The following is a 12,137-nucleotide window of genomic DNA, read 5'->3' on the forward strand; positions in this document are numbered from 1 at the left end:
AGTATATCCTTAGATGTCTAGTTCTTTAGGTTGCTGTGCAGTATGTGGATGTTCAGTACCCGCATATAGTTTCAGCTTCTTGATCATCGCATAGCCAAGAGGGCCCTTTGGAAGCATACCCTTAACTGCTTTGTGTAGAACATCTTCAGGCTTATGTGCAATCAGCTTAGTGAAGTTGGTTTCTTTAATACCGCCTGGGTAACCACTGTGACGATAGTACTTTTTATCTTGAGCTTTTTTACCCGTTACCGCAATTTTCTCTGCATTGATGACAACAATAAAGTCACCAGTGTCTACGTGTGGAGTATAACAAGTCTTATGCTTGCCACGTAAGCGAGTAGCGATTTGAGTAGCTAAGCGACCAAGAGTTTTGCCGTCAGCATCTACGACAAACCACTCATGGGTCACTTCAGCTGGTTTTGCACTAAGTGTTTTCATGATAAAACCTTAAAATTAGAATTCGTTGAGAGTTTAGCTGGGAACGGGGCTCTCAAAAAACAGACTGCACATTATAAGCAGTAGCGCCTACGCTTGCAAGCTGCATTGGGGTTTATTTTTGCCTTAGATACATTAAGCTGCAGCAATTGGTCAGTTTTTAAGCGGTTTTAGACATTTTTAGCTGGTATTCAATAATTTTACTAAAAAGGCTCATTTAAAAACGGTGGCTGTTGCCTTTGGCAATCAAGATACAATTATGACGATGACAATCGATAAAGTCCAGCGACAACTTGTCCAACTTTAGTATGTTTTAAACATTTAAAACCGATTTTATGTTGACTTTTTAGTAGATTAGCATCTAAGTTTTCATTAACAGAGTTCGCCAGTTGTTTTAATTGATCGTCTAAATCTTTGTCCGCTTCTAAGTAAATCAGCGTTTCTGTATCGATCAATGAATGGCTAATCAATGCCATTAAAATAGGCTGCCATAAGTCGTGAGCATAAGGCGGATCGATAAATACAACATCAAAATGACGCTGAGTCAGCTGATTTTTAGTCAATACTTGCTCGGCTGTGCCCTGAATGATTTGGTAAGTGGTGGCATCAACGCGCAACTGTTCAGTACTTTGGCGCAGCATGTCAACTTGTGCAGGATTGACTTCGATAAAGGTGGCGTGTGCTGCTCCGCGTGATAACGCTTCGAACCCTAGCACGCCACTACCAGCGCAGCTATCAAGTATATGAGCGCCATGAATATCAGCCAATAGCCAGTTAAATAGCGTCTCTCGCAGCCGATCTGGCGTTGGGCGTAGGCCTTCTGCATCGACAAAGCGCACGCTACGGCGTTTAAACTGACCACCAATGATACGCACGTCACCCGCCGCTACCTGTTTAACTTTATGACTCTTTTTAGGCTCGCGGCCGCTTAAGGACTTCTTCATGGCAAATCTCGTTTACGCTGTCGTTACTCAGTGGTTGCCGCAGTTATTGCTGCTTTTTCTTCTAGCGCTTTTGCTTCTTTATCGCGTATGGCGTCACGTGCGGCTTTGTCAAACGCTTTTTGGCGTTTAATCGCTTTAAGCTGATCTGCTGTCGGCGGCAAAATAGGATCGGTTTTGCGTTGTAGTACCCAGTAGTCAAATAAAGCACGACCAATAGGAGCTGCGACGGCACCACCACCACCACCATTTTCGACCAGTACGGCAAGTGCGATCTCTGGGTTTTCTACGGGTGCGAAACCGTTAAACCAAGCGTGATCCCAGTAGCGTGGGTCTAGTGCGGCTTTATTGTAACGTTTACCCTGAGCGATAGATTTTACTTGCGCTGTTCCAGATTTACCGGCAGTACGATAGCGCGGATTGTAAGCGCGCCGTGCCGTGCCATGCTTAACCGTTTCTTCCATGGCATCATGCATACGCAGCCAATCAGAAGGTTTGCCGTTATAATCTATTTTGCCATCAGGCTTGGTGATAACCTTCACTTCAGCGGCCCCATCGCTGCTTTTTAGCAGATGCGGGGTGATATGATAGCCTTTGTTGGCTGTCATGGCAGTGGCATTGGCGATCTGTAACGGTGTTGCTAAAAAATAGCCTTGACCGATACTGACCGAAATAGTCTCACCCGGTAGCCAGCCTTTATCATAGGTATCTTTCTTCCATTTGGGCGATGGCATAATGCCTGATTTTTCATTGGGTAAATCGATACCCGTTTGTGCGCCAAAACCAAAGCGTACCATCCAATCATGCAGGCGCTGAATGCCCATCTCATAGGCCAATTTATAATAGTAAGTGTCGACTGATTGTATGATAGACGTTTTTAAATTTACCGTACCGTGACCACCGCGCTTCCAGTCACGGAATCGATGTGAATCTCCCGGTAAGCTAAAATAACCAGGATCATAAATAGTGGTATCCCAATTACGTAAACCGTAATGAATACCGCTTAAGCCTTCAAAGGGCTTAATGGTAGAGCCGGGCGGGTAGGTGCCTTGTAGCGCCCGATTATATAATGGCTGGTCAATGTCTTCTCTTAACGCGCCATAATCTTTAAACGAGATACCGGATATAAAAGGGTTGGGGTCATAGCTTGGGTTACTGACGAAGGCCAGTACGTCACCGTTTTTGGGATCTATCGCGACAATAGCGCCGCGACGACCATCGAGCTGCTGCTGAGCAACGGTTTGTAATCCGTAGTCTAAGCTCAAAGTAATGTCATTGCCGGATACGGGCGGCTTGGTGTCTAATTGACGTATGATATTGCCATGAGCATCAGTTTCTACTGATTGATAACCGGGTTGTCCCAATAATATGTCTTCATAATAATCTTCGATCCCAATCTTACCAATCAGGTCAGTTCCAGCGTAGTGATCTTTATCAATACGTTTGCTTTCTTTATCATTGATACGACCAACGTAGCCGATGACATGAGCAAATAATTCATCATAAGGATAGGAACGCGTCAACTTGCTTTGAATCGTGACACCGCGAAAAAAGGGTTTACGCTCACTAAACTGGGCCAGTTGCGTATCTGTTACATCAATCCTGATGGTCACAGGATCATTTTTACTTTTACTCAGACGCGCCAAAATATCAGTGATTTCTTCATCTGTCAGATCAAAGATAGGTGCGAGCAATTTTAATGTACGTTCTGGATTCTCTACTTCGTCAGGGCTCAACATTGCCGTAAATACAGGTTGATTGTCTGCCAAGATTATACCGTTGCGATCATAAATATAGCCGCGGCTGGGCGGTGCAGATATCAATTTGATACGATTTTTGTCTGCTTGGGTTGTATATTTATCATGGGCATAAACTTGCAAATAACCATAGCGCATTATCAAGCCGCCCAAACCCACAAATATTAAAATACCAAGGATAATAATGCGACTAGTAAAAACATTATTAACCTGTTCAGTATGGGGAGTCATTGGTTTATTCATATAAAGTCAGAGCCAAAACGGTCAGTGAATCAATAAAAGAGATAAATGAGTAGGGCAGTTAGCCAAAGTGCGGTGAGCATAAAGGATAATGCAAAGGATTTCAATCACATAGGCTGACCTAATTTGAAATAACAATGCATCAGCTTGATTTTAGATAATCACTGGCATTTAGAGAGCAATTATAACAGAACAAGTCATAGGACGCAGTATTCAGCCATTTATTTTGTCGTTATCATTGGCTAAGTTGCTTATAGATGATGGTCATGTTTTTGCGATTGCAGAAAAGCCGTCAAACGTGTCATCTCTAGTCACAACTTGCCTAGGTTCTACGTGTGCTAAAGAGTAGCAAGTATGCTAAAATCAGGCGATTTATTTTATAGTAATTATTATGGGCAGAGCGTGTTTCTGTTAAGCCTTCTAATTTGCTAACCGTAGTTTATTAGCAACGATACTCAACCTCCAACTTCTTTAGGGGCAAGACAATTCATGGATGCAACTTCATTGTGGCAGACGATAGCTGAGCACCCAGAATTTTTTGCTATGCTAACCATTCCGCCAGTAACAGCATTTGTCACATGGATACACGTTTGGATGGCGCTTAAAATGCTGTTTTATCCGATTAAGTTTTGGGGCATTCGTATCCCAAACTTCCCTTTTTTTGGGTTACCGGGTATTGGCTGGCAAGGTATCGTTCCACGCAAAGCGGGTAAAATATCAGGCGTTATCGTTGATCAGACGCTGTCAAAACTTGGCTCGCTTGATGAGTTTTTTCAGGCAATGGAGCCTGAGCAAATGGCGGTATTCATCACTGATACGGTGGACAAAAATCTTGAGCCACTGATTGATGAAATCATGCTGGATCATTCGCCAGCGCTATGGGGTAATCTGCCTTATGCGTTAAAGCGCCGCGTTTATGCTCAAGCACATCAAGAATTGCCCAATATTATGCAGTCTTTGGTGACTGACCTGACCTATCATGTCGAAGATTTGGTTGATATGCGTAAGATGATTGTCAATACGATGGAAAGCGATCGTCGTTTGATGGTCAATATGTTTTTAAAAGTCGGACAAAAAGAAATTAATTTTATTTGGCATATTAGTGCTTTGATTGGTTTGATCTTCGGTGTTGTTCAGATGTTCATATTTTTGCTGGTGCCGCAGCATTGGACCGTACCGTTTTTTGCCGCGATTTGGGGCTTTCTCACCAATTGGATCGCGATTTGGATGGTATTTAATCCAGTAGAACCACACTTTATACCTTATTTGAAGTTTTTTAGCGTACAAAGCCGTTTCCCCTTTATCAAACCGCAGATGTCTCACATCGCGCAGTATCGCCTGCAAGGTGGCTTTATGAAGCGCCAAGAGGAAGTTTCCGAAGTTTTCGCTGAAATTGTCGTGAAGGATTTGGTGACGCTTGAGAACATCATGAATGAGATGATGTATGGTGACAACGCTGCGCAAACACGTGAGTTGATGAAGTCACATCTGTATAAGGTGCTAGAGTCGCCTGTTATTAGTACCACATTGCGTGTCGGTTTGGGCCGCCGCGAGTATGGTCAGTTAAAAAACACCATTATCGATAAGTCTATTGTTGCCACGATGGTGCCATTGCGTGATCCTGAACTGAACGAAAGCCGCGCCAGTAAAATATTTGGTCTGTTTCGTGATCGGATTCGTGCGCTAACGCCCAGTGAGTTCCAAAACTTATTGCGCCCCGCTTTTCGTGAAGACGAGATGACCTTAATTGTTTTGGGTGGTTTAACGGGCTTTTTAGCAGGGTGGTTGCATCTGATCTTGGTATTCTTTCCAGCAATGCAATAATAAATAGACTTTTAGCGCCTCATACACATGATTATCGGGGCTATACAAGAATGTGGCAATTAGGAATATGACGACGTGACGCTGATGTATCCTGCTGTAAGATCCTAAGCTGCAAGTGCTGATAGCGATAATGATGGTAGTGAAAATGTGAGCAGTAACAAATATTAGATGTTTTGCGTACCCTAACATTCGACTCCGTAAAATAAACAATGACCGTATTAAGGTAAACAGGGTTAGACCGTATGTTAATCACAGAATTGGGTTACTTTGCCTTGCTAGCTGCTTTTGTATTGGCGATTTTGCAGGTAGTGTTACCAACCGTTGGCGTCATGCGCGACTATGTTGCATGGCAGCGTCTGGCACCAAGTCTTGCGTGGGCACAATTTGCCGCAATGATTATATCGTTTTCTGCGTTGATGGCAGGCTTTTATTATAATGACTTTAGTCTCGTCTATGTCACTCAACACTCTAATACTTTGTTGCCTTGGTACTATAAGTTATCGGCGACTTGGGGCGGTCATGAAGGGTCATTGCTGCTTTGGATGACGATTATGGCCACTTGGTGTGCGCTGGTTTCTTATTTCAGCCGTGGTCTACCTCTGTCTATGCGCGCGCGAGTATTGGTGATTTTAGCGGGCGTGCAGATGATGATGCTAGCGATGCTTATCTTTACATCATCGCCGTTTGATCGCACATTGCCCAATTTGCCTGTCGATGGCGCGGATTTAAACCCTGTATTGCAAGATTTTGGTTTGATCATTCATCCGCCCATGCTTTACATGGGTTATGTAGGGATGGTTGTGCCGTTTGCTTTTTGTATGGCGGCATTGTGGGAAGGGCGCTTGGATGCGGTATGGACCCGCTGGTCACGGCCGTGGGCGCTGGCTGCTTGGGGATTCTTGACCGTGGGTATCGCGCTTGGCTCGTGGTGGGCTTATTATGAACTTGGCTGGGGCGGTTGGTGGTTTTGGGATCCAGTAGAGAACGCCTCATTGATGCCATGGCTGGCTGGCACGGCGTTATTACATTCGCTTGGGGTCACCGAAAAACGAGGTGTCTTTAAAGCGTGGACGATTATGCTGGCAATTTTTGCTTTTGCGCTCAGTCTACTAGGTACGTTCTTAGTTCGTTCAGGCGTTATTACTTCCGTACACTCGTTTGCCGCTGATCCAACGCGTGGTCTTGTCATCCTCATGATTCTTGGTGTGATCATCGGGGGCGGTTTGTTTATGTTTGCCATACGCGGTTGGCGTTTGACCGTTGAAAGTCAGTATCAGCTCATATCACGCGAGTCTTTTTTGGTCATTAATAACGTGATTATTTTGATTTCGACCTTAGTCGTACTACTGGGTACGCTATATCCCATTATTGCCGATTCCTTTAATTTAGGTCAGGTATCAGTTGGCCCTCCTTACTTTAATGCGCTATTTGTTCCTCTAACATGGCTGTTATTAATAGCGATGGGCATGGGCTCTAATATTCGCTGGAAAAAAGACAGTCGACCGCTTTTGGGCGTCGGGATGGTGATTGCGGTAAGTAGCCTAATATTAGCAGCGATTATCACGTACTTTGTGAGTCCGTCTGCCATGCTCAATATTGGGGTGACTTTGGCAGTCAGTTTTTGGGTGCTGCTATGGATGATTGTCGATTTCAGAGACAAAACTAAAAATGCCCCAAGCCGTCTTAAGGGCTTACGGCAGCTGCGCCTAAGTTATTGGGGTCAACAGACAGCTCATATCGGTGTAATCGTTGCGGTCATTGGCGTCGCATTCACCAGCACCCTGAGCATAGAGCGTGATGTGGCACTGGGACCAAATGACACTATCCATGTCCAAGGCTATGACTTTACTGTGAAAGACTTTCATGAAGTCAAAGGCAGTAACTTTGATGCCACACAAGCTGAAGTTGAGATTAGTAAAGACGGTCAAGTTGTGACTACTGTTTATCCCGAAAAACGTAATTATATTATCAGTATGATGCCGATTACAGAAGCGGCTATTGATGCCAGTCTCATGCGTGATGTGTACGTAGCGCTAGGTGAGCCTATCGCTGAGAACAGTAATCAATGGGCGTTTCGTATTTATGTCAAACCACTTATTCGTTGGATATGGCTTGGCGCGCTCATAATGGCGTTCGGTGCACTCCTGAGTATTCTCGATAACCGTTATCGTATCAAAAAAACGAAAACACAAATCACTGACAATGAACCAGGATTTACCACGGTTACTGATTTGGATAAGCCAGCAACCAAGTTGGGAGGTCATTAATATGAGCGCATCAAATAATTCCTCTGATCCAAATGCTAAACAAGATAAGATAAGCGGCGTCAAAACCATGAATAAAAAGCAGCTTAAGTTATGGTTTTTAATTCCGCTGATTGTTTTCATCGGTTTGATCGTCATGCTATATCTACGTTTGGGTAAGCCTACCGATATCGTAACCAATACGGCGCTTGAGCGTCCTGTGCCTGCTTTTGAGTTACCATTATTGTCAGACACCAGTCGTATCATGACCAATGAGAATTTGCCTGATAAGCCTTTTTTGATGAATATCTGGGGTTCTTGGTGTCCCACTTGTATTATCGAACATCCTTTTTTAATGCAGTTGGAGGAGCGTGGTGTCAATTTGGTAGGCGTTAACTATAAAGATGATATTGGCAATGCCTTGGGATATTTGAACCGAGGTGGTGATCCATTCTCGATGTCCATTCAGGATTTATCTGGTCAGTTTGCTTTAGACTTGGGTTTGACAGGTGCGCCTGAGACTTTCGTCGTCGATGGTGACGGTGTGATTCGTCAGCATATTATTGGTGAGATCACTGAAAGTAATTGGCAAAGTCGTATTACCCCTTGCTTGATGGTGCTCAATGAAGCCAGTAATAAAAGCGTCAGTCCAAATCCTAATCAGGTTGCGGAGGCGTGTAAATGATAGCCAATCAGGTGAAATCAGTCACGATAAAGTTAGCGAGCTTACTAATAGCTTGTCTATTAAGTGTGGCAAGCTATGCTGCAATTGACGTCTACGACTTCGATTCTGTGCAACAAGAAGCCCAGTATCGCGGCCTCATCGAAGAGCTGCGTTGCCCAAAATGCCAAAACCAAAACCTTGCAGGATCTGATGCGCCGATTGCGCAAGACTTAAAGCAAAAAACCTATGACATGATAAAAGACGGTCGTAGTGATAGTGAGATTCGCGCTTATATGCAGGATCGATATGGCGACTTTATCAGTTATAAGCCGCCCGTACGTCCATCAACGTGGATCTTGTGGTTTTTCCCGCCATTACTGCTAATCTTGCTATTGGTAGGTTGGTTTTGGCAAAGCAAACGGCGGCAGCTTGTTGCCAGTGGCAAGAGTGGTGTGAAAATAGAAAATACTGCTACGGCACTGTCTGCTGCTGAAAAAGCCGAACTTGATCGCCTTTTATCACGTGCTGATAACGAGGCAAAAACAGATCATGACATCACAAGCCTTGAGGACAAAAAATGACCCTATTCTCTACTGTTGGCTTGTTTATTGCTCTAAGCTTGCTTATCGCCTTAATACTTGCTGTCATTGCTATCGTACCGTGGTTAAGAGCTTCTCGTACGCAAAAGAAACCCGTAGACAATCAGCTACTAGATATCAATGTCGCTGTGTTCCGTGAACGCTTAGCTGAGCTGCAAACCGATAAAGACAGTGGCGTTATTGATGATAGTCATTATCAAAACCAAAAGCTTGAGCTTGAGCGCCAGCTTTTAGATGCACAGCGCGAAGTCACGCCAATGGTCACGCCTGGCATTAAGAGTCGATTAATCATCGTAGTTTGGGTGCTTGTGTTGGCGGCAATGGCTTATCTGATGATCGGTGATCGTACCCCTGTATTTAAGCTTTGGGCAAGCGAGGACAAAGTGGGTCAAGTGGCCGATGACTTATTGACTGGCAAGATCGATCAGCCACCGGCTTGGGCGATTGAAGATGGTACGCAGCTGATTAGCGCGATGCAAACCAACGTCTATCGTCACGCCGATGATCCTAATCGCTGGATGCGGTTATCGGAGCTATTTTTATCGTTAGAAGCCACTGATTCGGCGATTGAATCTTTATCTCGTGCTTATCGCTTATCACCAGACAACGAAGAAATTGCGACCACTTACGCACAGATTAGTTTCTTTGCCAATAAAGGCCAGTTAGATGCCAATAGTCGCCGAGTGCTACAAGACGTATTGGCCAAAAATCCAGATCATGAAGGCGCGCAAATGCTCATGGCAATGGGTGAGGCACGTAGTAGTAACTTCGCACAAGCACAAGGCTGGATCAAGCGTCTACGTGACAATATCGCTGCTAAACCGGGCGACCATACCCAAGCGCTGGCAAGTTTAGACGAGTTAAGTGCCAATGTGACTACTCAAGAACAACAGGCATCTGAAGGCATTGAGGTAACCGTAAAAATTGATGCTAGCCTGTTGCCATTAGTAAAAGCAGATGATGTATTATTTGTGGCGATACGTGATGTGAAAGGCGGTCCGCCATTTGCCGCCAAGCGCTTACCGATCAGCATCATCAAACAAGGCGAGGCTGTCATTAGCCTAAGTGATCTTGATGCCATGATGCCAGAGCGTACTCTGAAATCTGCTCGAGCGGATAAAGTGCAGCTAGCAGTCATTGCACGTATCAGCCATAGTGGCACTGCCAGCGCAGAGTCAGGAGATCTGTCAGGCAATCCAGTGGTTATTAGCGCTGCACAGGATCAGGCCAGTGTAGAAATTAATCAGCAAATTCCATAGAATGGTTATTTAGCTATTTTTAGCTATTTAGCTATTATCGTTCTAATTGAGGACGCACCTTAAGCTTTAAGCGCTGTTGTCCGATATAGCAGCGTGCAACAGCCTTGTATGAACACATAAGTCATGGCAACTTAACACAGCAGTAAGGAAAATACTTGAGCTTTGCCATGCCACAAGGTAAGGTAGCTTTGCAATCAACCAATCCCTAGGTTTTATTAGTCCCAAAATCCTATCTATTAAGGAGAGTCGTGTAATGATGCGTATTATTTTGCTAGGTCCACCAGGCGCTGGTAAAGGCACCCAAGCTCAGTTCATTTCTAAAGAATATGATATTCCGCAGATATCAACTGGCGATATGCTGCGTGCAGCAATCAAAGAAGGCAGCGAGCTTGGCAAAAAGGCCAAAGACATCATGAATGCTGGTGGTTTGGTTTCTGATGACCTCATTATTAACCTAGTGAAAGAGCGTATCGCTAAGCCTGATTGTGCCAATGGTTGTATTTTCGACGGTTTTCCGCGTACTATTCCACAAGCTCAAGCGCTTGCAGATGCCGATGTTGCTATCAATCATGTGGTTGAAATTAGCGTTCCTGATGATGAAATCGTCAGCCGCTTGTCGGGTCGTCGTCAGCACCCAAATTCAGGCCGCGTTTATCATGTCGATTACAATCCACCAAAGCAAGAAGGTATTGACGACGTGACTGGCGAAGCGCTGATTCAGCGTGAAGATGACAAAGAGTCTACCATTCGTGATCGCTTAGCCACTTATCATGAGCAAACCTCAACGCTGGTTGGCTTTTACCAAGACAAAGCCAAAGAAGGTGCTGATGCGCCTAATTATGATAAGTTTGATGGTACGCAAGGTATTGATGACGTTAAGCAACAAATCTTATCTGCGCTAAAAGGTTAATCGTTTATCGCGTATTTTAGATAATTAATAGTACTGTTTAAGACCCTGCTTATTGGCAGGGTTTTTTTATATCTGACTACAAATGAAATATCTATTTTTCAATCAATTGAATATAGTCAGTGAAAAGTAATATCGATATATCATGCAGTACCGTAGCGTTTTTAGGATATTTTGACTATAGATTGTTCACACAAAAAAGCCGCTTACTTATAATAAGTAAACGGCTTGCAAATACAATTGTACTAATGCGCTATCAAGTCAAAACTATGCGTTGCCTTGAGCATCAACTTGCGTTTGCTGCTGGCTCTGAGCGTATGCTTGATCGAAGTTCACTGGTGCAAGCAATAACTGCGGAAAGCTACCACGGGTAACGATGTCGCTGATCACTTCACGAGCATATGGGAATAATACGTTAGGGCAATAAGCGCCTAAAATCTGACCAATTTGATCTTCTGGAATGTCTTTTAGCAAGAAGATACCGGCTTGATGAACTTCTGCGATAAATGCCGCTTCATCAGCATTTTTAGCCGTAACGCTCACCGTCAAAATGATTTGATAATGATCGTCATCAAGTTTTTCGGCATTACTTGATAAATTGATATCAAGCTCTGGATTCCACTCTTTGGTGAATACGCCAGCACCTGGGACTTCAAGTGACATGTCTTTGACATAAATGCGTTCTAATGCTAATTGTGGTTGTGCTTGTTCTTCAGCCATGATAATTCCTCTAAAATTAAATCAAATGATTGGACAAACTGTCATTGTCATAAAATAGCATTGTAATATAAATCGAGATTATATCTCGACATTTTTTATCAATATCTCTGCCGCTGTCTATCCTTACGATAGGTAAAGACAGACAGCAAAGAAATTAGCATATTAACCCGCTAATAGCTCGTCAAGTTTGCCTTGTTGGTTCATTTGGTTGAGCTCATCAAAACCACCGACAAAGGTTTCGCCGACGAAGATTTGTGGCACGGTGCGATAGTTATGAGTTTTTTTCATTAATGCTTGGCGTTCTTCGCTACTCATGTCATGCATACCAATTTCTTCATAATCAACGCCTTTGGTTTTTAGTAGTTGTTTGGCGTTTGAGCAATATGGGCAGATAGGGGTCGTATAGACTTTAACAGATACAGTCATGATAAATCCTTATTGATAGGTGTCGTCGGTAACCGTTTTATTATAAAGAGTATTATAAACAATCCATTAATAAAAATTATTATAATCCGTTACCAACAAGTAAATTAAAAACATATTTGGTG

At 43.7% G+C, this 12,137-nt stretch carries 11 protein-coding genes; 6 read left to right on the plus strand and 5 right to left on the minus strand.

Annotated elements, in window-relative coordinates; translation table 11 throughout:
- Nucleotides 1-9: 9 nt before the first annotated feature.
- The 3 genes from rplM to mrdA all read right to left on the minus strand — a co-directional run bounded on the left by rplM (nucleotide 10) and on the right by mrdA (nucleotide 3,376).
- Entirely contained in the window at nucleotides 10-438 is a 429-nt protein-coding gene (rplM, locus tag JMX48_RS07960) for a 50S ribosomal protein L13 (RefSeq protein ID WP_201536397.1), read from the minus strand.
- A 254-nt stretch (nucleotides 439-692) separates the two neighbouring features.
- Nucleotides 693-1,379 carry a 16S rRNA (guanine(966)-N(2))-methyltransferase RsmD gene (gene rsmD / locus JMX48_RS07965; RefSeq protein WP_201536399.1) on the minus strand — a complete coding sequence of 229 codons (687 nt, stop codon included), beginning with the start codon at nucleotides 1,377-1,379 and terminating at the stop codon, nucleotides 693-695.
- A 23-nt stretch (nucleotides 1,380-1,402) separates the two neighbouring features.
- On the minus strand, nucleotides 1,403-3,376 hold the full coding sequence (mrdA, locus tag JMX48_RS07970; RefSeq protein WP_201536401.1) for a penicillin-binding protein 2: 1,974 nt from the start codon (nucleotides 3,374-3,376) through the stop codon (nucleotides 1,403-1,405).
- A 486-nt stretch (nucleotides 3,377-3,862) separates the two neighbouring features.
- Here mrdA and JMX48_RS07975 point away from each other — a divergent pair, with 486 nt between their 5' ends.
- The 6 genes from JMX48_RS07975 (at nucleotide 3,863) to adk (ending at nucleotide 10,872) form a co-directional block, all read left to right on the plus strand.
- Entirely contained in the window at nucleotides 3,863-5,197 is a 1,335-nt protein-coding gene (locus JMX48_RS07975; protein ID WP_201536402.1) for a hypothetical protein, read from the plus strand.
- Nucleotides 5,198-5,439: 242 nt separating this feature from the next.
- Nucleotides 5,440-7,464 carry a heme lyase CcmF/NrfE family subunit gene (locus tag JMX48_RS07980; protein ID WP_201536403.1) on the plus strand — a complete coding sequence of 675 codons (2,025 nt, stop codon included), beginning with the start codon at nucleotides 5,440-5,442 and terminating at the stop codon, nucleotides 7,462-7,464.
- Nucleotide 7,465: 1 nt separating this feature from the next.
- The gene (locus JMX48_RS07985; protein WP_201536404.1) at nucleotides 7,466-8,125 is read left to right on the plus strand and encodes a DsbE family thiol:disulfide interchange protein; all 660 of its coding nucleotides are present in this window, start codon (nucleotides 7,466-7,468) and stop codon (nucleotides 8,123-8,125) included.
- Nucleotides 8,122-8,685, plus strand: coding sequence for a cytochrome c-type biogenesis protein (locus tag JMX48_RS07990; protein WP_201536405.1), 564 nt, complete (start codon nucleotides 8,122-8,124; stop codon nucleotides 8,683-8,685). Before JMX48_RS07985 ends, JMX48_RS07990 begins: the two co-directional genes overlap by 4 nt.
- The gene (gene ccmI, locus JMX48_RS07995; protein WP_201536407.1) at nucleotides 8,682-9,962 is read left to right on the plus strand and encodes a c-type cytochrome biogenesis protein CcmI; all 1,281 of its coding nucleotides are present in this window, start codon (nucleotides 8,682-8,684) and stop codon (nucleotides 9,960-9,962) included. The genes JMX48_RS07990 and ccmI overlap by 4 nt, the downstream gene beginning before the upstream one ends.
- 253 nt (nucleotides 9,963-10,215) lie before the next feature.
- Nucleotides 10,216-10,872 (plus strand): adenylate kinase, encoded by a 657-nt coding sequence (gene adk, locus JMX48_RS08000; protein WP_201536409.1) that lies wholly within the window; start codon nucleotides 10,216-10,218, stop codon nucleotides 10,870-10,872.
- Nucleotides 10,873-11,136: 264 nt separating this feature from the next.
- Here the strand turns inward: adk and secB are convergent, their stop codons facing one another.
- Both secB and grxC read right to left on the minus strand, forming a co-directional pair.
- Nucleotides 11,137-11,589 carry a protein-export chaperone SecB gene (gene secB, locus JMX48_RS08005; RefSeq protein WP_201536411.1) on the minus strand — a complete coding sequence of 151 codons (453 nt, stop codon included), beginning with the start codon at nucleotides 11,587-11,589 and terminating at the stop codon, nucleotides 11,137-11,139.
- A 162-nt stretch (nucleotides 11,590-11,751) separates the two neighbouring features.
- The gene (grxC, locus tag JMX48_RS08010) at nucleotides 11,752-12,015 is read right to left on the minus strand and encodes a glutaredoxin 3 (protein ID WP_201536412.1); all 264 of its coding nucleotides are present in this window, start codon (nucleotides 12,013-12,015) and stop codon (nucleotides 11,752-11,754) included.
- Between the last annotated feature and the right edge of the window lie 122 nt (nucleotides 12,016-12,137).

Origin of the sequence: Psychrobacter immobilis, assembly GCF_904846225.1 — a bacterium.
In the GTDB taxonomy this organism is placed as follows: Bacteria; Pseudomonadota; Gammaproteobacteria; order Pseudomonadales; family Moraxellaceae; genus Psychrobacter; species Psychrobacter immobilis_F.

Bases quoted from the DNA above. Each gene is read 5' to 3' on its own strand.
- rplM (WP_201536397.1), bottom strand. From the start codon at position 438: ATGAAAACACTTAGTGCAAAACCAGCTGAAGTGACCCATGAGTGGTTT.
- rsmD (WP_201536399.1), bottom strand. From the start codon at position 1,379: ATGAAGAAGTCCTTAAGCGGCCGCGAGCCTAAAAAGAGTCATAAAGTT.
- mrdA (WP_201536401.1), bottom strand. From the start codon at position 3,376: ATGAATAAACCAATGACTCCCCATACTGAACAGGTTAATAATGTTTTT.
- JMX48_RS07975 (WP_201536402.1), top strand. From the start codon at position 3,863: ATGGATGCAACTTCATTGTGGCAGACGATAGCTGAGCACCCAGAATTT.
- JMX48_RS07980 (WP_201536403.1), top strand. From the start codon at position 5,440: ATGTTAATCACAGAATTGGGTTACTTTGCCTTGCTAGCTGCTTTTGTA.
- JMX48_RS07985 (WP_201536404.1), top strand. From the start codon at position 7,466: ATGAGCGCATCAAATAATTCCTCTGATCCAAATGCTAAACAAGATAAG.
- JMX48_RS07990 (WP_201536405.1), top strand. From the start codon at position 8,122: ATGATAGCCAATCAGGTGAAATCAGTCACGATAAAGTTAGCGAGCTTA.
- ccmI (WP_201536407.1), top strand. From the start codon at position 8,682: ATGACCCTATTCTCTACTGTTGGCTTGTTTATTGCTCTAAGCTTGCTT.
- adk (WP_201536409.1), top strand. From the start codon at position 10,216: ATGATGCGTATTATTTTGCTAGGTCCACCAGGCGCTGGTAAAGGCACC.
- secB (WP_201536411.1), bottom strand. From the start codon at position 11,589: ATGGCTGAAGAACAAGCACAACCACAATTAGCATTAGAACGCATTTAT.
- grxC (WP_201536412.1), bottom strand. From the start codon at position 12,015: ATGACTGTATCTGTTAAAGTCTATACGACCCCTATCTGCCCATATTGC.